At 63.5% G+C, this 18,874-nt stretch carries 18 protein-coding genes; 15 read left to right on the forward strand and 3 right to left on the reverse strand.

Annotated elements, in window-relative coordinates; all coding sequences use genetic code 11:
- Positions 1 to 7: 7 nt before the first annotated feature.
- A complete protein-coding gene (locus GM676_RS00225) occupies positions 8 to 757 on the reverse strand; it encodes a carbonic anhydrase (protein WP_211923119.1) in 750 nt (249 codons plus the stop codon).
- 94 nt (positions 758 to 851) lie between these two features.
- Positions 852 to 1,775 (reverse strand): LysR family transcriptional regulator, encoded by a 924-nt coding sequence (locus GM676_RS00230; protein WP_155461374.1) that lies wholly within the window; start codon positions 1,773 to 1,775, stop codon positions 852 to 854.
- Between the two features lie 84 nt (positions 1,776 to 1,859).
- Here GM676_RS00230 and GM676_RS00235 point away from each other — a divergent pair, with 84 nt between their 5' ends.
- The 3 genes from GM676_RS00235 to GM676_RS00245 are packed head-to-tail and all read left to right on the forward strand — an operon-like array spanning position 1,860 to position 4,711.
- Complete coding sequence (locus tag GM676_RS00235; protein ID WP_371866045.1) at positions 1,860 to 2,825, forward strand: MBL fold metallo-hydrolase; 966 nt, start codon at positions 1,860 to 1,862, stop codon at positions 2,823 to 2,825.
- A gap of 9 nt (positions 2,826 to 2,834) precedes the next feature.
- Positions 2,835 to 4,499, forward strand: a complete 1,665-nt coding sequence (locus GM676_RS00240) for an FAD-dependent oxidoreductase (RefSeq protein WP_155461376.1) — start codon at positions 2,835 to 2,837, stop codon at positions 4,497 to 4,499.
- Entirely contained in the window at positions 4,496 to 4,711 is a 216-nt protein-coding gene (locus GM676_RS00245) for a DUF2783 domain-containing protein (RefSeq protein WP_155461377.1), read from the forward strand. The genes GM676_RS00240 and GM676_RS00245 overlap by 4 nt, the downstream gene beginning before the upstream one ends.
- 4 nt (positions 4,712 to 4,715) lie before the next feature.
- Here the strand turns inward: GM676_RS00245 and hpaR are convergent, their stop codons facing one another.
- Positions 4,716 to 5,213 (reverse strand): homoprotocatechuate degradation operon regulator HpaR, encoded by a 498-nt coding sequence (gene hpaR, locus GM676_RS00250; protein WP_155461378.1) that lies wholly within the window; start codon positions 5,211 to 5,213, stop codon positions 4,716 to 4,718.
- Positions 5,214 to 5,335: 122 nt separating this feature from the next.
- Between hpaR and GM676_RS00255 the strand changes: the two genes are divergently transcribed.
- The 12 genes from GM676_RS00255 to GM676_RS00310 all read left to right on the forward strand — a co-directional run bounded on the left by GM676_RS00255 (position 5,336) and on the right by GM676_RS00310 (position 18,791).
- Positions 5,336 to 5,977: a fumarylacetoacetate hydrolase family protein gene (locus GM676_RS00255; protein WP_229262466.1), complete on the forward strand. Its 642-nt coding sequence runs from the start codon at positions 5,336 to 5,338 to the stop codon at positions 5,975 to 5,977.
- On the forward strand, positions 5,974 to 6,741 hold the full coding sequence (locus tag GM676_RS00260; RefSeq protein ID WP_155461380.1) for a fumarylacetoacetate hydrolase family protein: 768 nt from the start codon (positions 5,974 to 5,976) through the stop codon (positions 6,739 to 6,741). Before GM676_RS00255 ends, GM676_RS00260 begins: the two co-directional genes overlap by 4 nt.
- Positions 6,723 to 8,180: a 5-carboxymethyl-2-hydroxymuconate semialdehyde dehydrogenase gene (gene hpaE / locus GM676_RS00265; protein ID WP_155461381.1), complete on the forward strand. Its 1,458-nt coding sequence runs from the start codon at positions 6,723 to 6,725 to the stop codon at positions 8,178 to 8,180. The genes GM676_RS00260 and hpaE overlap by 19 nt, the downstream gene beginning before the upstream one ends.
- An 11-nt stretch (positions 8,181 to 8,191) precedes the next feature.
- The gene (gene hpaD, locus GM676_RS00270) at positions 8,192 to 9,040 is read left to right on the forward strand and encodes a 3,4-dihydroxyphenylacetate 2,3-dioxygenase (RefSeq protein WP_155461382.1); all 849 of its coding nucleotides are present in this window, start codon (positions 8,192 to 8,194) and stop codon (positions 9,038 to 9,040) included.
- Between the two features lie 10 nt (positions 9,041 to 9,050).
- Entirely contained in the window at positions 9,051 to 9,455 is a 405-nt protein-coding gene (locus GM676_RS00275) for a 5-carboxymethyl-2-hydroxymuconate Delta-isomerase (protein WP_155461383.1), read from the forward strand.
- Positions 9,448 to 10,251 carry a 2-oxo-hept-4-ene-1,7-dioate hydratase gene (hpaH, locus tag GM676_RS00280; protein WP_155461384.1) on the forward strand — a complete coding sequence of 268 codons (804 nt, stop codon included), beginning with the start codon at positions 9,448 to 9,450 and terminating at the stop codon, positions 10,249 to 10,251. Before GM676_RS00275 ends, hpaH begins: the two co-directional genes overlap by 8 nt.
- A gap of 9 nt (positions 10,252 to 10,260) precedes the next feature.
- The gene (locus GM676_RS00285) at positions 10,261 to 11,055 is read left to right on the forward strand and encodes an HpcH/HpaI aldolase family protein (RefSeq protein ID WP_155461385.1); all 795 of its coding nucleotides are present in this window, start codon (positions 10,261 to 10,263) and stop codon (positions 11,053 to 11,055) included.
- 104 nt (positions 11,056 to 11,159) lie between these two features.
- Positions 11,160 to 12,788, forward strand: a complete 1,629-nt coding sequence (locus tag GM676_RS00290; protein WP_155461386.1) for a DUF1302 domain-containing protein — start codon at positions 11,160 to 11,162, stop codon at positions 12,786 to 12,788.
- A gap of 94 nt (positions 12,789 to 12,882) precedes the next feature.
- Entirely contained in the window at positions 12,883 to 15,228 is a 2,346-nt protein-coding gene (locus tag GM676_RS00295) for an efflux RND transporter permease subunit (RefSeq protein WP_155461906.1), read from the forward strand.
- A gap of 9 nt (positions 15,229 to 15,237) precedes the next feature.
- A complete protein-coding gene (locus GM676_RS00300; RefSeq protein ID WP_155461387.1) occupies positions 15,238 to 16,206 on the forward strand; it encodes a WD40/YVTN/BNR-like repeat-containing protein in 969 nt (322 codons plus the stop codon).
- A 21-nt stretch (positions 16,207 to 16,227) separates the two neighbouring features.
- Positions 16,228 to 17,652: an aldehyde dehydrogenase family protein gene (locus GM676_RS00305; RefSeq protein WP_155461388.1), complete on the forward strand. Its 1,425-nt coding sequence runs from the start codon at positions 16,228 to 16,230 to the stop codon at positions 17,650 to 17,652.
- A gap of 131 nt (positions 17,653 to 17,783) precedes the next feature.
- Entirely contained in the window at positions 17,784 to 18,791 is a 1,008-nt protein-coding gene (locus tag GM676_RS00310; protein ID WP_155461389.1) for a helix-turn-helix domain-containing protein, read from the forward strand.
- Positions 18,792 to 18,874: the final 83 nt, after the last annotated feature.

Consider the following 18,874-nt stretch of genomic DNA (forward strand, 5'->3'; position numbering starts at 1 on the left):
TAGCGCCTTAATCGGCGCTTTCCAGCACGGCGCGGCCGAGCAGCGGTTGCAGCGGTCGCGCGTTGTGCGGATACAGGCTGGTGAAGCGGCGCAACTGCGCCGCCGACAGCTCGACCGGGGTTTTCAGCACATACCAGTTCACGCCCTCGCTGCATGGCGGCGTGGTGAGCGAGCCGGCGAAGTTGTAGTAGCCGTGCGCGGCAGGCAGCAGTTGGCTGAGGTCGAGCGTCACGCCGTCAGGGTCCTGCTGCACTTCCTTCTCTTTCGGAATCGATTGCCACACGGTTTGCACCAGCGGGTTGGCTTTGCCGCGCTTGAACAGCACGGCAACCACCGCCAGCTTGCCGTCGGCATCGCGGTGCACCAGATGCGCCACCAGCGGATAGCGGTGGCCTTTGATGCTTTCTTCGCTAGGCGTGTGGAAGTGGAATTGCAGCAGCTGGTATTCGTGGCCGTCGATGCTCAGCTTGCTGCCGGGGGCATAGTTCACCTGTACCGTGTGGCCGTTGTCGATGATGTGCAACGGCGTCGGCGCGTAGCTGAAATTCAGCGCTGGCAAGGTGCTCTTGCTGGTGGCGCGAATGTCGATCGGCGATTGCTCGTGGCCGAGCTTGCAGCCGCTGAACTCCGCTTGCAGGCTGCCCCAGTTTTTCGGACCGTTCGCGCCATCATAACTCCAGCTTGCATGAGGCTCGGCAGCAAGGGCGAAGGCGGGCAACAGGGTGGCGCAAAGCAGGAGGCGGCGTGGGAAGTGCATGAGTAGTCCTTGTGTGAATAATCCTGTTACGTTGGCACTATTCATTTCAAACGTCAATCGGGGATTTATTACCGATTGGAAAGGTGGCTTGTTGTTATTCCGGCACCGTGTCGAATGCTTCCTTGACCTGGCGGCGCAGCCAGATGTTGGCGGCGTCGTGCTGCACCCGCGGGTGCCAGTGCTGGCGGATGGCGAAGGAGGGCACTTTGACCGGCGTGTCCACCATCTTGATGCTTTTGTAACTGGCGAATTTGGTTGCCAGTTCGCGCGGCACGGTGGCGATCAGCTCGGGGTTTTCTTCGATGATGATGGGCACGGTCAGGAAGTGCGGCGTGGTCAGGTAGACACGGCGCGGGCCGGCCACGTGGTCGATCACGCTGTCGTAACTGTCCTCGCGCCGGCCAGACAGCGATACCACGATGTGCTCCATGTCGAAGAACTGCTCGGCCGTCAGGCTGTCGCCAACCTTGCGGTTGCGGCGGTTGACGATGGTGACGAAGGAGCGCATGAACAGCTGCTGCTGGAACAAGCCTTCCGGCACCGAATGCAGCGATCCCAACGCCAGGTCGGCCTCGCCGCTCTCCAGCACACCCTGAATCTGATGCACCGGCACTTGCAGCGTGCGCAGCGTGCAGTGCGGCGCCGCCTGCCGCAGCTTTGAGATCAGGCGCGGCAGGAAGATCAACTCGCCCATATCGGTCAGGCACAGGCTGAAGGTGCGTTGCGCCACCGTCGCGTCGAAACCTTCGCGCACCAGCAGTTCGCCGCGCACCGTTCCCATCACCGACAGCACCGGATCGAGCAACTCCAGCGCGCGTGGCGTTGGTTGCATGCCGCTGCCGGTTTTCAGAAACAAGGGATCGCCGAAAAACAGGCGCAGGCGCTTGAGCGCGTGGCTGACCGCGCTCTGCGACATGTTCAGTTCATGCGCCGCCCGGCTGACGTTGCGCACGCGGATCAGGGCGTCAAACACCGGCAGCAGATTGAGGTCCAATTCTCCGTTATGAATACTGTTCATAGTATTTATCGATGTGCACTAATTTACAGATAATACGGCAACTCGTATCGTCTGCCTACCCAAACGAATATGAGGAGATCCACCGTGGCAGCAGAAAAGAAATTCGCTTCCCAGGCAGACCTGGAAGAAAAAAAGACCAGCTTCATCAAACTGTCCGACAACGCCTACGCCTACACCGCCGAAGGCGACCCTAACTCCGGCGTCATCATCGGCGATGACAGCGTGATGGTGATCGACACCACCGCCACCCCCGTCATGGCGCAGGCGCTGATCAAGCACATTCGCAGCGTGACCGACCTGCCGATCAAGTACGTGGTGCTGTCGCACTACCACGCGGTGCGCGTGCTGGGCGCCTCGGCTTACTTCGACGAAGGCGCGGAACAGATCATCGCCTCGCGCGGCACCTATGAATTGATCGTCGAACGCGGCGAGCAGGATATGAAATCCGAAATCGAACGCTTCCCGCGCCTGTTCGCCGGCGTGGAGTCGGTGCCGGGCCTGAGCTGGCCGACCATGGTGTTTGAAAAAGAGCTGACCATCTTCATGGGCAAGCTGGAAGTCAGGCTGGCGCACATTGGCATGGGCCACACCAAGGGCGACACCATCGCCTGGATTCCATCGCAGAAGATCTGCTTCTCTGGTGATCTGGTGGAATACGACGCCGCCGCCTACACCGGCGACGCCCAGCTGGAAGAGTGGCCGGCCACGCTGGAAGCCCTGCGCGCGCTGGGCGCCGAAAAGCTGGTACCAGGCCGCGGCCCGGCGCTGCTGAATCCTGAGGAAGTCAACGCCGGCCTGGATTACACCAGGGATTTCGTCACCACGCTGCTGCAAAGCGCGAAAGAGGCGGTGGCGCGGAACCTCACGCTGAAAGAGGCCATGAGCCACACCCGCAGCAAGATGGACCCGAAGTTCGGCCACGTCTTCATTTACGAGCATTGCCTGCCGTTCGACGTCACCCGGGCCTACGACGAAGCCAAGGGCATCAAGCATCCGCGCATCTGGACCGCCGAGCGTGACAAGGAAATGTGGCACTCGTTGCAAGCCTGAGGTGACGCCATGAGCAAAGATATCGATTACCAAAGCTGCGTGTTCGATCACACGCCGCCCCGCGCCGGCACAACGGAGCGGCATCCGGTGGTGGTGGTCGGCGCCGGCCCGGTGGGGCTGGCGACCGCCATCGATCTGGCGCAGCAAGGCACGCCGGTGGTGCTGCTGGATGACGACAACAAGCTGTCGATCGGTTCGCGCGCCATCTGCTTCTCCAAGCGCACGCTGGAAATCCTCGATCGCCTGCAATGCGGCGAGCGCATGGTGGAGAAGGGCGTCAGCTGGAATGTCGGCCGCATCTTCAATCGCGACGAAGAAGTCTACAGCTTCGACCTGCTGCCGGAAAGCGGACATCGCCGCCCGGCCTTCATCAACTTGCAGCAGTACTACCTGGAAGGCTATCTGCATGAACGCAGCCAGGAACTGTCGAATCTCGACCTGCGCTGGCGCAGCCGCGTGGCAGGTCTGGTGCAGCACGACGGCTACGTCACGCTGACGGTGGAGACACCGGAAGGTGCCTATGAACTGCAAGCGGAGTACGTGGTGGCGGCCGATGGCGGCCGCAGCGCCGTGCGTTCGCTGATGGGGCTTGAAAGCAAAGGCCGCGTCTTCCGCGACCGCTTCCTGATCGCCGACGTCAAGATGACGGCCGATTTCCCGAGCGAGCGCTGGTTCTGGTTCGATCCGCCATTCCATCCGGGCCAGTCGGTGCTGCTGCACCGCCAGCCGGACAACGTCTGGCGCATCGACTTCCAGCTGGGCTGGGACGCCGATCCGGAAGCGGAAAAACAGCCGGAGCGCGTGCTGCCGCGCATTCGCGCCTTGCTGGGCAAGGATGCGCAGTTTGAACTGGAATGGGTCAGCATCTACACCTTCTGCTGCCTGCGCATGGATCAATTCCGCCATGGCCGCGTGCTGTTTGCCGGCGATTCGGCGCATGGCGTGTCGCCGTTTGGCGCGCGCGGCGCCAACAGCGGTGTGCAGGACGCGGACAATCTGGCGTGGAAACTGCGCCTTGTGCTGCAAGGCCTGGCGCCGGACAGTTTGCTGGATACCTATGCCCGCGAACGCGAGTACGCGGCCGACGAGAACATCCTCAACTCGACCCGCGCCACCGATTTCATCACGCCGAAAAGCCCGGTGAGCCGCCTGTTCCGCGACGCCGTGCTGCAACTGGCCAAGGAGCATCCGTTTGCGCGCAAGCTGGTGAACAGCGGCCGTTTGTCGACACCATCGGTGTACGAGGATTCGGTGCTGAACACACCGGACGCGGACAGCTTCCGCAAGGGCCTGCGTCCGGGCTCGCCAGCGTCCGATGCGCCGCTGTTGCAGCAGGGCCGGCCCGCATGGCTGCTGGACCAGGTGGGCAACCAGTTCACCGGCATTTACTACGCCGGCAGTCCCGATGATCGCGCCAACCTGCATCTGGCGGCAGCGCTGGCGGGCGATGGCATTCCGGTACGCACGGTGGTGGTGGCGCCGGCTGGCCGCGCAGGTGCCGGCATGCTGGAAGATGCGGAGGGCTTGTTCGCCAATCGTTACGACGCCACGCCGGGCAGCTTCTACCTGCTGCGTCCCGACCAGCATGTGTGCGCGCGCTGGCGCACTGTCGATCCCCAAGCCATCCGCGATGCGGTGGCGCGGGCAACCTGCAAGGAAATGGAGTTCGCATGACGAAGCAACTGAACCTGTCCCAGAATCTGGACGATTATGACGACTTCTATGAACTGCTGGTCGATACCCATCAGGATCTGGACGATGCGCAGAGCGCCATGCTGAACGCGGAAGTGATTCTGCTGCTGTCCAACCACATTGGCGATATGGACGTGTTAAGCCAGGCCTTCCGGATCGCCCGTGACAACGTGGCGGCGCACCCGCCGCGTTAAGCGTCTACTTGAGCAACTGGAGGATTTCCGGGTCCAGTTGCTCTGGGCCGGGCAGTTTCACCTGCGCCACCGTATTGCGGTCGGCGCTGTTGAAACGGTCCATCAGGGCGATGATCTCGGCCATCATCTCCGGTCCGTACGCCTGTTCGACGTTGCGATATTGCTGCGTAACCAGTGGACTCATGGCGTCCACCACCTTTTCTCCCAGCGCCGTCATGCGCACCGTGACGCGGCGCTGGTCTTCCTCCATGCGCGTGCGCGCGATCAGCTTCATGTCCTCCATGCGCGACAGCACGCCGGTCAGGCTGGGGCCCAGAATGAGGCAGCTTTCCGAAATTTCCCGCTGTTCCAGATCGCCGGCGTCGCTCAGCACACGCAGGATGCGCCATTGCTGCTCGGTCAGGCCGAAATGGGAAATGATGGGACGGAACTGCGCCAGCACATTGTCGCGTGCTTTCAGCAGCAAATTCGGCAGGTTACGGTACTTGATCTTCTTGGCCATGGCTCGGTGGTGGTAACGATGTTCCGCTATTTTAATCGATAACATCGTAACAAAGCGTTTGACTCGTTAATATCTTAACGATTAACATGTTAATGAATATTTCAGCGAGCAGGGAGCATCACATGACACAGCTATCACCAACCGCCGCCGTCTACGGCGTAGTTTTGAACGACAGCGCGTCGCTACAGGCCTTGGGAGACCTGGACGCGGCGCCATACAAGGGGACGCCGCGTGCGCCGGTCCTCTACATCAAGCCGGCCGGCACCCGTGTGGCGCACGGCGCCGGCATCCGCTTGCCGCAGGGCGCCACCGAGGCCGAAGTCGGCGCCACCGTCGGGCTGGTGCTGGGGCGCGACGCCACGCGCCTGAGCGAAGCCGAGGCGCTGGCGGCCGTCAGCGGCATCGTGCTGGCGGCCGATCTGAGCCTGCCACACAGCAGCTACTACCGTCCCGCCATCCGTGAAAAGTGTTTTGACGGCGCGCTGCCTCTGGGTGAGATTCAGCCGCTGGGTGACCTGTCGCGCGTGGAACTGGGCGTGGAAATCGACGGCAGGCTGGCCGACGGCTGGTCGCTGGCCAGCCTGCTGCGCGATCCGGCGCGGCTGCTGGCGGACGTCACCTCCTTCATGACCTTGCGGGCCGGCGATGTACTGCTGGTCGGCGTGCGTTACAACGCGCCGCACGCGGCGGCGGGCAGCCGCGTGCGCGTCGCCGCCACCGGCCTGCCGGCACTGGAATTCGAGATCGCAAAGGAGCAAGCATGAAACACGGACGCATCATCTGGGAGGGCGCCGGGCACGCGGTAACGCAGGCCGCCGACGGCCGTGTGCAACTGGCTGACGGCCGCCTGCTGCGCGAGGACGAAGTGGAGTGGCTGCCGCCTTTCGTGCCCGGCACCGTCTTCGCTCTGGGCCTGAACTATGCCGACCACGCCAGGGAGCTGGCCTTCAAGGCGCCCGAAACGCCGTTGGTCTTCCTCAAAGGCCCGAACACCATCGCCGGCCATCGCGCCGAAACCGAGCGCCCGGCCGACGCCACTTATATGCACTACGAGTGCGAACTGGCAGTCGTCATCGGCAAACAAGGCCGCAACGTCAGCCGCGAAGACGCATGGGGTCTGGTGCGCGGCTACACCGTCGCCAACGACTACGCCATCCGCGACTATCTGGAAAACTACTACCGTCCGAATCTGCGCGTGAAGAACCGCGATGGCTGCACGCCACTTGGCCCATGGCTGGTGGACCGCGACGATATTCCCGACCCCATGCGCCTGCAACTGCGAACCCGCATCAACGGCCAACTGAAGCAGCAGGGCACCACCGCCGACATGATCTTCGATATTCCGGCGCTGATTGCCTACCTCTCATCCTTCATGACCCTGAACCCAGGTGACGTGATCCTGACCGGCACGCCCGAAGGCCTGGCCGACGTTCAGCCGGGCGACGTGATTGAAACCGAAATCGAAGGCATTGGCTGCCTGACCAACACTATCATCCCAGCGAGGACATCATGCATATCCAACACCTGATCAACGGCCAACAGGTCGACAGCGAGCAGCATTTCGACACCATCAATCCCGCCACCGGCGAAGTGCTGGCCACCGTGGCAAGCGGCGGCGCGGCGGAAGTCAACGCCGCGGTGGCGGCAGCGCGCGCCGCGTTCCCCGGCTGGTCCGCCACCCCGGCCAAGGAGCGCGCACGGCTGCTGCGCAAGGTCGGCGACCTGATTGCGGCCCACGTGCCGGAACTGGCCGAACTGGAGACCCGCGACTGCGGCCAGGTCATTGGCCAGACCAAGAAAGCCCTGATCCCGCGCGCCGCCGACAATTTCTACTACTTCGCCGAACTGGCGCAACACCAGCATGGCGAAACCTACGACTCCGACACCGGCCACCTGAATTACACCCTGTGGCAGCCGGTCGGCGTGTGCGCGCTGGTCTCGCCATGGAACGTGCCGTTCATGACGGCCACCTGGAAAACCGCGCCATGCCTCGCGCTGGGCAATACCGCCGTGATGAAAATGTCCGAGCTGTCGCCGCTGACGGCCGCGCGGCTGGGCGAACTGATACTGGAAGCTGGCATCCCGCCGGGTGTATTCAATCTGGTGCACGGTTACGGCAATACCGCCGGTGAAGCGCTGATTTCACACCCGGACGTGCGGGCGATTTCCTTCACCGGCTCCACCGCCACCGGCAACCGCATCGTCAAAACCGCTGGCCTGAAAAAGTTCTCGATGGAGTTGGGCGGCAAGTCGCCGTTCATCATCTTCGACGATGCCGACTACGAACGTGCGCTGGATGCCGCCGTGTTCATGATCTTCTCCAACAACGGCGAGCGCTGCACCGCCGGCTCGCGCATTCTGGTGCAGGACACGATCTACGACCGCTTTGTCGCCGATTTCGCCGCGCGTGCCGCGCGCCTGCAAGTGGGCGATCCGCTCGATCCCAACACCATCATCGGCCCGATGATCAGCCGTGGCCACTGGGACAAGGTCACCAGCTACATTGAACTGGGGCAGCGCGAAGGCGCGAAACTGGTCTTCGGCGGCGGCACGCCGGACGTGGCGGAACATCTCAAGGGCGGCAACTGGGTACAGCCGGCCGTGTTTGCGGAAGTGGACAACCGCATGCGCATTGCGCAGGAAGAGATCTTCGGCCCGGTGCCCTGCATCATCCGCTTCAAGACCGAAGAAGAGGCGATCCGCATCGCCAATGATACGCCGTATGGCTTGTCGTCCTACCTGTGGACCGAAAACACCGGCCGCATGCTGCGCATGGCGAAGCTCATCGAAGCGGGCATGACCTTCGTGAACAGCCAGAACGTGCGCGATCTGCGCCAGCCATTCGGTGGCATCAAGGCTTCCGGCACTGGGCGCGAGGGCAATCACTACAGCTACGAAGTGTTCTGCGAAGCGAAAAACGTGGCCGTGTCCTACGGCAGCCATCCAATTCCGCGCTGGGGCGTTTAAGGAGATCAAAAATGGGAAAACTCGCACTGGCCGCAAAAATCACTCACGTGCCGTCGATGTATTTGTCGGAGCAGGAAGGGCCGCACAAAGGCTGTCGCCAGGCCGCCATTGACGGCCACAAGGAAATCGCGCGCCGCTGCCGCGATCTGGGCGTGGACACCATCGTGGTGTTCGATACGCACTGGCTGGTCAACAGCGGCTACCACATCAACTGTGCGCCGCATTTCGAGGGCGTCTACACCAGCAACGAACTGCCGCACTTCATCAAGAACCTGCCATACGCTTACGATGGCAATACGGCGCTGGGCCATGCGATTGCCGCCGCCGCGACGGCCGACGGCGTCCACACCCGCGCGCACGACGACACCAGCCTCGGACTGGAATACGGCACGCTGGTACCGATGCGCTACATGAACGAGGACAAGCGCTTCAAGGTGGTGTCGGTGTCGGCGCTGTGCCAAGTCCATAACATCGACGACAGCGTGGCGCTGGGCCGGGCCGTGCGGCGCGCGATTGAACAGGACTACGACGGCACGGTGGCGGTGTTTGCCAGCGGTTCGCTGTCACACCGCTTTGCCCAGAATGGCGTGTCCGAGCAGTTCCTGCACAAGGTGTGGGACCCGTTCCTGGAAACCACCGACCGTCACGTGGTCGACCTCTGGGCCAAGGGCGATTGGAAGGCCTTCTGCGGCATGCTGCCCGAATACGCCACCAAATGTCATGGCGAAGGCTTCATGCACGACACGGCCATGCTGCTGGGCGTCCTGGGTTGGGATGAATACGAAGGCAAGGCTGAAATGGTCACGCCATATTTTGGCTCGTCCGGCACCGGCCAGCTGAATGCCGTGTTCCCGCTGTAAGGAGAGCGCCATGCCCCATCTCGTCTTTGAATGCACGGCCAATATCTACGATGCGGCCGACATCCCGGCGCTGCTGCGCAAGGCCAACGGCGTATTGATCGCGCAAGACGGCGTATATCCGACCGGCGGCATCCGTGCCCGCGCGATCCGCTTGCAGGACTACTGCATCGCCGACGGCAGCGCCACCGACGACGCCTTCGTCCACGCCACGCTGAAGATCGGCGCCGGCCGTGCGCCGGAAGTGCGGCAAGCCACCGGCGATGCCTTGTTCGCCATGATGCGCGAGCACTTCGCCGATCTGTACGCACAGCGCGGCCTCGCGCTGTCACTCGAAATCAATGAATTCAGCGAAAGCGGCACCTGGAAGCAGAACAACATCCACGCCCGCTACCGCAAGGAGAACAACCATGCTTGACCAAACCATCATCAACGCCGCCGCGCGCCGCCTGCACCTGGCGGAGCAGACCCGCCAGCCGGTTCGTCAGATTTCGCTCGACCATCCGGACATCACCATCGCCGACGCCTACGCCATCCAGCGCGAATGGATCAAGCTCAAACTGGGAGAAGGGCGCCGCGTCATCGGCCACAAGATCGGCCTGACCTCGCGCGCCATGCAGATGTCGTCGCAGATCGATGAACCGGATTACGGCACGCTGCTGGACGACATGTTGTTCCAGGATGGCAGCGACATCGCCTGCGAACGCTTCATCGACCCCATGATCGAGGTGGAGCTGGCCTTTATCCTGAAACATCGTCTGGCCGGTGCCAACCTGACCATGATGGACGTGCTGTCCGCCACCGACTACGTCATTCCGGCGGCCGAAATTATCGACGCCCGCTGCCATCGCATCGATCCGGAAACCAAGCGCCCGCGCAAGGTGATGGACACTATCTCCGACAACGCCGCCAACGTCGGCATCATCATGGGCGGCCGCCCGGTCAAGCCGATGGATCTTGACCTGCGCTGGGTGGCGGCACTGTTGTACCGCAATGGTGTGATCGAAGAAACCGGCGTGGCGGCCGGTGTGCTGAATCATCCTGCCAATGGCATCGCGTGGCTGGCACGCAAGTTCGCGCCGTTCGATGTGGCGCTGGAGCCGGGCCAGATCATCCTGGCCGGTTCCTTCACCCGCCCGGTCAAGGTGCGTCCCGGCGACACCTTCCACATCGACTACGGCCAGCTGGGCGCCATCAGCGCCCGCTTCGTGTAGGGGGCGCGCATGGAAATTCCGCGTAACGGCTTCAAACGCGCGCTGCTCAACGGCGATCGGCAGGTCGGCCTGTTCCTCGGTACCGCCAGCCCCTACATCGCCGACATGGTGGCCGGCGCCGGCTTTGACTGGCTGCTGATCGACGGCGAGCATGGTCCCAACGACCTGCACACCATTCTCGTCCAATTGCAGGTGCTGGCCGCCTATCCGGTGCGGCCGGTGGTGCGCGTGCTGGACCACGACCCTGCCCGCATCAAGCAGTTGCTGGACGTCGGTGCGCAAAGCCTGATGGCGCCGATGGTGGAAAACGCACAACAGGCGCAGGCGCTGGTGCGCGCCATGCGCTACCCGCCGCAGGGCATGCGCGGCGTCGGCACGGCGATGGCACGCGCCGCGCACTGGAACGCGGTGGGCGACTATTTCACCGAGGTGGAACGCGAGCTATGCCTGCTGGTGCAAATCGAATCCGTGACCGGTCTGAAGGCGCTGGAGGAGATCGCCGCTGTCCCGGGTGTGGACGGTGTCTTCATCGGGCCGTCCGACCTGGCGGCGTCGATGGGCCACCTTGGCAATCCGGGCCACCCCGACGTCAAGGCAGCGGTGGCCGATGCGATCGCGCGCGTGACGGCGGCCGGCAAGGCGGCCGGCGTGTTCTCGGCCGATCCGGCGGTGGCGGCAGCCTACGGGGAATTGGGCGCGCGCTTCCTGTTGGTCGGCGTCGACACGTTGCTGCTGCGCCAGGCCGCGGCGGCGCTGGCGGCGCGCTTCACCAATGGCGCCGGCGCCACAGGCGCGGCCTATTAAGTGTCCTCGCTGGCTATTGATACACGAATTGCCAGTTTTCGATACCGGCCCTGGAAGGGCGGCAATTAGGATGTATTCACATACATTAACCAGCGAGGAATTGCATGATCAGTAAATTGACGCAGGCGGCATTCGCCGTCTCCATCGCATATGCCGGCGCGGCGCAAGCGGCCACCTTCCAGACGGACAGCATCTCCGGCTCCTTCGATTCCACCGTCACCGCCGGCATCGGCGTACGGGCCCAGAATCCAAGCTGCTCGCTGATCACCGCTGGAGCGAGTGGCTCGGGCGCGCCAGCCGGCTGCCTGGCGCCAACCAGCGCGCTTGGAGACCAGGGAGACTTGAATTACGGACGCGGTGATCCCTTTACCGCCTACCTCAAAGGCACGCACGAACTGCTGCTGAAAATGCCGGACGACTGGAAATTCCTCGGCCGCGTGAGCTGGGTGCGCGATTTTGCCTCGACCCACACCAATGACTACATCAGCGCCACCAATCCGCCGGGCATCGGCCCGCTGACCAGCGATGCCGCCGATGACCTGCGCCTGAAAGCGCGCCTGCTGGACTTCTGGGTCAGCAAGGAATTCTCGCTGGGCGAGGAACGCGCGCGCGTCCGCGTCGGCAATCAGGTGATCAGCTGGGGCGAAAGCCTGTTCCTGCCGGGCGGTATCAACCAGACCAACGCCATGGACATCATGCGCCTGTCGCAACCGGGCACGCAGTTGAAGGAAGTATTCCTGCCGGCGCCGATTGTCAGCTTTGCCACCGGCCTGGGACACGGCTTCAACTTCGAAGCCTATGTGCAGGGCCGCTGGAACGACAACTACTTCCCGCCGACCGGCAGCTACTGGTCCAACGTGAATGGCCTCGGCAAGGGTGATAACGCCTACGGCCTGCCCAAGGACAAAGCGCGCAACGGCGGCCAGTATGGCGCATCGCTGCGCTGGCAGCCGGAAGGCACATCGCTCAATCTTGGCCTGTACGCGATGCGCTACCAGGACAAGGCGCCGCAATTCAGCCTGGCCGGCGGCGCGCCGCATTGGACCTTTGCCGAAGACCGCAAGATGGTTGGCATCAGCGCCAATCTGCCGGTGGGTGACTGGGCGCTGGGCACCGAACTGTCCTATCGTCCCAAGGATGCGGTGGCGCTCAACTCGGCCGCCAGCGGATGCAGCTACAACAACGGCAACTGCTACGTCAACGAGAAGAAGCTGCAATGGCACGGTACTGCCATGCTTAGCCTGACGCCGAGCGAATACGGCGGCATCCTCAAGGCGCTGGGCGGCGCCGACACGGCGACCCTGCTGGCGGAGGCGGTAGTAGTGCGTTATCCGAACCTCAAGCGCTTTTACGGCGCCGATCCGGTATCGGCTGGCGGTTGGGGCTGGGGCCAGGAGTTCAATCCCGCCGGTACGCCGGAATCGGTGGGCAGCAAGACTTCCTGGGGGTACAACTTCGACTTCAGCTGGGTGTATGACGGCACGCTGGTGTCGGGCTGGCAGGTGGTGCCGGAGCTGTACTACTTCCAGGCGGTGAACGGCCGCACGCCGAATACGGCGGGCCTGTTCATGAAGGGCGCCAAGTCGGCCAACTTCACCGTGACCTTCATGCGCAACCCGGCCACCTGGCAGTTCGCCGTCAACTACGGCCGCTTCTGGGGTGGAGACCGTGTTTACGACCAGCCGCTGCGCGACCGTGGTTTCGTCGGCGCCTACGTTTCGCGTAACTTCTGATGGGTATGCGGCCGGTGGGCGTCAAGCTCGCTGGCCTTGTTGAGCTCTTATCGTAACGGATTACATCGTGTCAAATTCAACTCTGCCGCGCCTGATGCATGCGCTGGAAAATGCCTGCTTCCGCTGGCGCACGCCGTTTCTTGTGTGGCTTGCGCTGTTCACCGCCGCCATGGCGTATTTTGCTGTGCAGCTGCGCATGGACGCCGGCTTTGAAAAGCAGCTGCCGATCGGCCATGAGTACATCGCCACCTTCCATAAATACCGCAACGACGTGCTGGGCGCGAACCGCATGAATGTGGTGGTCAAGGCGAAAAAGGGCAGCATCTGGACTCAGGCTGGTCTCAAGCGCCTGTTCGAGGTGACGCAGGCGGTGACCTATTTGCCGGGCGTGGACCGGCTGGGCGTGCAGTCGCTGTGGACGCCGAACAGTTTCGTCAACGAGATTACGGAGGAGGGCTTCCGCGCCGATCCCGTCATCGACGGCACTATCACGCCGGATCAGCTGACGGCGGAGATGATCGCCAACATTCAGCGTTCGGCCAATCAGGGCGGCTTTGTCGGCACGCTGGTGTCGCGTGACCAGAGCAGCGCCATGATCATCGCCGAGCTGTCGGAGGTGGACAAGGAAGGCCACAAGATCGACTACGTGCAGTACAACCATATGCTGGAGGAGCAGATCCGCCGCAAGTTCGAGGATCAGGACTTTGAAATCCAGATCATCGGCTTCGCCAAGCAGATTGGCGATATCGCCGATGGCGCTTCGTCGGTGCTGCAATTCTGCGTGGTGGCGCTGTTGTTGACGGCGGCGGCAGTGTACTGGTACTGCCGTTCCTTCCGCTTTACCATGCTGCCGATTGTCTGTTCGCTGACGTCGCTGGTGTGGCAGTTCGGCGCGCTCAAGCTGCTGGGCTTCGGCCTCGATCCGCTGGGCGTGCTGGTGCCGTTCCTGGTGTTTGCCATCGGCGTTTCGCATGGCGTGCAGCAGATTAATTTCATCATGCGTGAGCTCTCGCATGGCAAAACCACCGAACAGGCGGCGCGTGCCAGCTTTAGCGGCTTGATGATTCCAGGCGTGCTGGCTCTGGTGACGGCTTTCGTTTCCTTCATCACCCTGATCCTGATTCCGATTCCGATGGTGCGCGAGCTGGCGATTACCGCTTCGCTGGGCGTGTTCTTCAAGATCACCACCAATCTGGCCATGCTGCCGGTGGCGGCGTCGTACTTCTCGTTCAGCAGCGAGTATGCCCAGCGTTCGCTGCGTCAGCGCGAGCAGCGTTCGCAGTGGCTGCGCGTGCTGGCGCGCGTGGCCGAGCCGAAGACGGCGCTGGTGGTGCTGGCGATTACCGCCGGCGTGTTCGGTTGTGCCGCATGGCAGAGCCGCGACCGCGTGATCGGCACGCTGCAACCGGGCGCGCCCGAACTGCGGCCGGAAGCTCGCTTCAACCGTGATGCCGTCGCCATCGCTGGCAGCTACGACACTGGCCTCGATTGGCTGACGGTGATCTTTGAAGCGCCGGTCAATTCCTGCGAAAACGTGGCGTTGGGCGCTTATCAGGATCGCTTTGTGTGGGCCTTGCAGCATACGCCGGGTGTGTTGTCGGTGAGTTCCTATGCCGGCCAGCTGCGCGGCTACAACGAGGGCTATAACGAAGGCAATCCGAAGATGGCGGTAGTGCCGATCGATCCGGCCAACTACGCCTCGCTCAGCACTGAAATTGGCCGCGTGCGCGGCTTCATGAACAAGGATTGCAGCATGACGGCGGTTCACCTGTTCCTGGCCGATCACAAGGCCACCACCATCAATGGCGTGATCGCGGCGGTGAAGCAGTTCCGCCAGAGTAGCCCGCAGCAGGGTGTGACCATTCGTCTGGCATCCGGCAATGCCGGCGCGCTGGCGGCGGTCAACGAGGAGGTCGAGCATAGCGAGATGCCGATGATGTTGTACGTGTACGCCGCCATCATCCTGCTGGTGGCCGCGGTGTACCGCGACCTGCGTGCGGTGCTGGCCTGCTGCCTGCCGCTGACGGTGGGCACGTTCATCGGTTATTGGTTCATGAAGGAATTGCAGATCGGGCTGACCGTGGCGACGCTGCCGGTGATGGTGCTGGCGGTGGGCATCGGCGTGGATTACGCGTTCTACATCTACAATCGCTTGCAACTGCATTTGTCGCAGGGGCAGGGGATTACCAAGGCGATCGAGCATTCGATACTCGAAGTGGGCACCGCGACCGTGTTCACGGCGCTGACGCTGGCGGTGGGCGTGGCGACCTGGGCTTTCTCGGACCTGAAGTTCCAGGCTGATATGGGCAAGCTGCTGGCCTTCATGTTCATGGTGAACATGGTGATGGCGATGACCGCGCTGCCGGCGTGCGCCGTCTGGCTGGAGCGCGTCTTCCCGCGCCGCGTGCCGGTCCGCGCACCGGGTATCTTTGCTCACTGAGAGGCTGACATGAACATGAAATTCCTGACCACCTTGACGCTGGCCTGCGCGACGGCGGCCGCCTGCGCAGGCGCTGCTCCGGGCACGGCGCCCGGCCTGACCCCGCAGCCGGCGGTGCGCAGCGCTTATGCCGTCGATGCCGCCATCCTTGGCGTGGCCAACGCCGGCAAGCGCATAGTCGGCGTGGGCGACTATGGCGTGGTGCTGCTGTCCGACGATCAGGGCAGGACCTTCCGCCAGGCGCGCGCGGTGCCGGTATCGTCCACGCTGACAGGCGTATCCTTCGCCGATGAACGCAACGGCTGGGCGGTCGGCCACTGGGGCGTGATCCTGCGCACCACCGACGGCGGCGAGACCTGGACCGTGCAACGCAGCGACACGCAGGAAGACCGCCCGCTGTTCTCGGTCCACTTCTTCGACGACAAGGAGGGCATCGCGGTCGGCCTGTGGTCGCTGGTGTTGGTCACGCGCGACGGCGGCGCCCACTGGCAACCGCTGTCGCTGCCGACACCACCGGACGGCGGCAAGGCTGACCGCAACCTGCTATCCGCCTTCACCGACGCCCACGGCAACCTGTATGTCGCCGCCGAACGCGGCATGGTCCTGCGCAGCGAAGACCGCGGCCGCAGCTGGCATTATCTGGACACCGGCTACAAAGGCTCGTTCTGGAGCGGCGTCGCCTTGCGCAACGGCGTCGTGCTGGTGGGCGGCCTGCGGGGCAGCCTGTATCGCAGCGCCGATGGCGGCAATCACTGGCAAGCCATCGACAGCGGCGTCAAAAGCTCGATCACCGGCATGGTGGAACGTGCCGATGGCGTGGTGGAAGCGGTCGGCCTGGACGGCGCCATGCTGGAAAGCCGCGACGGTGGCCTGACGTTCAAGGCCCGCCAGCGCGACGACCGCCTGTCCCTGACTGGCGTGATCGGCGCAGGCAACGAAGTACTGCGCTTTTCCAAGCGTGGCATCGCAGCACGATAAAAACAACCCGGAGGAGAACCCATGAAAACCTATCCCATGACCATCGACGGTAAGTCCGTCGACACCGGCCGCACGCTGGAAATCATCAATCCCGCACTGGGCCAGCCATTCGCCGCCGTGCCGGTGGCGCGTCCGCAGGACGTGGACGCCGCCGTCGCGGCGGCGCGCAAAGCCTTCCCTGCGTGGCGCGCCACATCGGCCGCCGAGCGCCAAGCCATGCTGCACGCGCTGGGCGCGGCCCTGGAAGCCAATATGCCCGAGCTGATGGACCTTATCACGCGCGAAACCGGCAAGCCGCTGCAAGGCCTGAACAACGTTGGCGCCGGCATGGAGCTGGGCGGCTCCATCGCCTGGACCCACGTCACCGCCGATCTGCCGCTGGAGCCGGAAGTCATCCAGGACAACGAACAGGCGCGCGTTGAAGTGCACCGCAAGCCGCTGGGCGTGGTGGCCTCCATCACGCCGTGGAACTGGCCGCTGATGATCGCCATCTGGCACATCATCCCGGCCCTGCGCGCGGGGAATACCGTGGTACTCAAGCCGTCCGAATACACGCCGGTGGCCACCGCGCGCTTTGTCGAACTGGCGCAGGCGGTGCTGCCGCCGGGCGTGCTGAATGTGGTCATCGGCGGCGGCGACATCGGCGCCGCGCTGTCTCAGCACCCGGACATCAACAAAATCGTCTTCACCGGCTCTACCCGCACCGGCAAGCGCATCATGGAAAATGCGGCCGCCAGCCTGAAACGCCTGACGCTGGAGCTGGGCGGCAACGACGCCGGCATTGTGCTACCGGGCGCCGATGTGCAGGCCATCGCGCCCAAACTGTTCGGCGTAGCCTTCCACAACAACGGCCAGACCTGTGCCTGCCTCAAGCGCCTGTACGTGCACGACAGCCAGTACGACGCTGTCTGCACCGAACTGGCGCGGCTGGCCAAGGAAGTGCGCGTTGGCGACGGCCTCGATCCGGCGACCGAACTGGGGCCGCTGCAAAACCGCGCCCAGCTCGACGTGGTCAGCACGCTGGCGGCCGATGCTGCCGCCAATGGCGGCACCATCCTCAGCGGCGGCAAGGCGCGCGCAGGGCAGGGCTATTTCTTCGAGCCGACCATCGTGGCTGGCCTGAGCAACGGCGCGCGGCTGGTGGACGAGGAGCAGTTCGGTCCCATCCTGCCGGTGATCCGCTATAGCGACGTCGAACAGGCCATCGCGCTGGCCAACGATAATCCGAATGGCCTGGGCGGTTCGGTGTGGTCGTCTGACCTGGCGCTGGCGGCGGAAGTGGGCAAGCGCCTCGAATGCGGCACCGTGTGGATCAATGAACACGGCGCGGTGCAACCGGACGCGCCGTTCGGCGGCGTCAAGCAGTCAGGCATCGGGGTCGAATTCGGTCACCACGGGTTGGCGGAATTCACCTCCATCCAGACCGTGAAGATTATGAAAAACTAAATCTTTCCTTTCACTGTAGCCTTTTCGCCATGTGCCTGGCAAATAAGCAGGCACAGGATGGCGGAATTTGCTAACATCTTAATGAAGCCGGCCCCAGGAGGCCGGCTCGTCCTATTCCTGGAAGGGGAGACATGAGTTTCACCGAGCAACATTACGGCAGCGCCACGACGGTGCCGCAGGTCGGCAATGCGCTGAATGCCTGCCGCAAGACCGTACACACGTCCAGCCTGTGGCAGCACGAGCGCGTGCTGACCGGCTGGAACCAACTGTACGACCAGCTCTCCAAGGGTAAATTCAGTGGCCAGTTCACCGAGGCGTGGGTGGGCGAGGTGCAGCTGTTTGAAGAACAAACCTCGCAAGCGGTGTTTGAAAGCGGTCCCGGACGCACCGGTGTGGTGGCGCTGGGCGTGTTCGCCAATCTGGAAGGCGAGGCGCGCTGGCGCGGCAACACCATCGGCAGCGACCACGTCACCGCGTTGAGCGACCACGCCAGCCTGGAGCTGAGCACGCCGCCCAACTGCACCATGATGAGCGTGTCGGTGCCGGTCTCCATGCTGCCGACCGGCGACGAAAGCGGCAAGACCGATGCCGACGAACTGGTGGCGCGCGCCGCCAACCACGTCCACAATCCGGCGCTGGCCGCCATGCTGCGCGAGCGCCTGAAAGCGGCGTTGCTGACCATGACGTATCAACCCTATCAGCTGGCGCAGGCGGAAGCGCGCGACCAACTGGTGAGCGAACTGGTGGGCATGGTGGATGAGTACCTTGGCCTGGCGCTGGGCGGCAGCGGCGTTACCGAGGCGCGCAAGGCGCTGCACGTGGTGAGCAAGGCGCGCGAATACATCGACGCCAATCCGGACCGCCCGGTGACGGTGCTGGACCTGTGCAACCGCACCTACACCTCGCGCCGCACGCTGCAATACTGCTTCACCCAGGTGATCGGCATGAGCCCGGCCGCCTATCTGAAGGTGGTGCGCCTGAACGGCTTGCAACGCGACCTGCTCAGTTCCGGCGGCACGCGCACCATCGGCGACATGGCGGCACGCTGGGGCTTCTGGCATTTGTCGCAGCTGTCGCTCGATTACAAGCGTTTGTTCGGCGAGCTGCCCTCGGAAACGGTCAAGCGCGCGTTGCAATAAACGATTTGCCAGTTCTTGATAACCGTGGCGGCGGCGCTCCCCTAGACTGAGTTCATTACAAGGACTACGGAAGGGGAGATCTC

The organism is Duganella radicis, from assembly GCF_009720825.1.
Classification (GTDB): domain Bacteria; phylum Pseudomonadota; class Gammaproteobacteria; order Burkholderiales; family Burkholderiaceae_D; genus Rugamonas; species Rugamonas radicis.

Excerpts from the sequence above, each read along its gene's own strand:
- GM676_RS00225 (WP_211923119.1), bottom strand. The coding sequence starts at position 757 with ATGCACTTCCCACGCCGCCTCCTGCTTTGCGCCACCCTGTTGCCCGCC.
- GM676_RS00230 (WP_155461374.1), bottom strand. The coding sequence starts at position 1,775 with ATGAACAGTATTCATAACGGAGAATTGGACCTCAATCTGCTGCCGGTG.
- GM676_RS00240 (WP_155461376.1), top strand. The coding sequence starts at position 2,835 with ATGAGCAAAGATATCGATTACCAAAGCTGCGTGTTCGATCACACGCCG.
- GM676_RS00245 (WP_155461377.1), top strand. The coding sequence starts at position 4,496 with ATGACGAAGCAACTGAACCTGTCCCAGAATCTGGACGATTATGACGAC.
- hpaR (WP_155461378.1), bottom strand. The coding sequence starts at position 5,213 with ATGGCCAAGAAGATCAAGTACCGTAACCTGCCGAATTTGCTGCTGAAA.
- GM676_RS00255 (WP_229262466.1), top strand. The coding sequence starts at position 5,336 with ATGACACAGCTATCACCAACCGCCGCCGTCTACGGCGTAGTTTTGAAC.
- GM676_RS00260 (WP_155461380.1), top strand. The coding sequence starts at position 5,974 with ATGAAACACGGACGCATCATCTGGGAGGGCGCCGGGCACGCGGTAACG.
- hpaE (WP_155461381.1), top strand. The coding sequence starts at position 6,723 with ATGCATATCCAACACCTGATCAACGGCCAACAGGTCGACAGCGAGCAG.
- hpaD (WP_155461382.1), top strand. The coding sequence starts at position 8,192 with ATGGGAAAACTCGCACTGGCCGCAAAAATCACTCACGTGCCGTCGATG.
- GM676_RS00275 (WP_155461383.1), top strand. The coding sequence starts at position 9,051 with ATGCCCCATCTCGTCTTTGAATGCACGGCCAATATCTACGATGCGGCC.
- hpaH (WP_155461384.1), top strand. The coding sequence starts at position 9,448 with ATGCTTGACCAAACCATCATCAACGCCGCCGCGCGCCGCCTGCACCTG.
- GM676_RS00285 (WP_155461385.1), top strand. The coding sequence starts at position 10,261 with ATGGAAATTCCGCGTAACGGCTTCAAACGCGCGCTGCTCAACGGCGAT.
- GM676_RS00290 (WP_155461386.1), top strand. The coding sequence starts at position 11,160 with ATGATCAGTAAATTGACGCAGGCGGCATTCGCCGTCTCCATCGCATAT.
- GM676_RS00295 (WP_155461906.1), top strand. The coding sequence starts at position 12,883 with ATGCATGCGCTGGAAAATGCCTGCTTCCGCTGGCGCACGCCGTTTCTT.
- GM676_RS00300 (WP_155461387.1), top strand. The coding sequence starts at position 15,238 with ATGAACATGAAATTCCTGACCACCTTGACGCTGGCCTGCGCGACGGCG.
- GM676_RS00305 (WP_155461388.1), top strand. The coding sequence starts at position 16,228 with ATGAAAACCTATCCCATGACCATCGACGGTAAGTCCGTCGACACCGGC.
- GM676_RS00310 (WP_155461389.1), top strand. The coding sequence starts at position 17,784 with ATGAGTTTCACCGAGCAACATTACGGCAGCGCCACGACGGTGCCGCAG.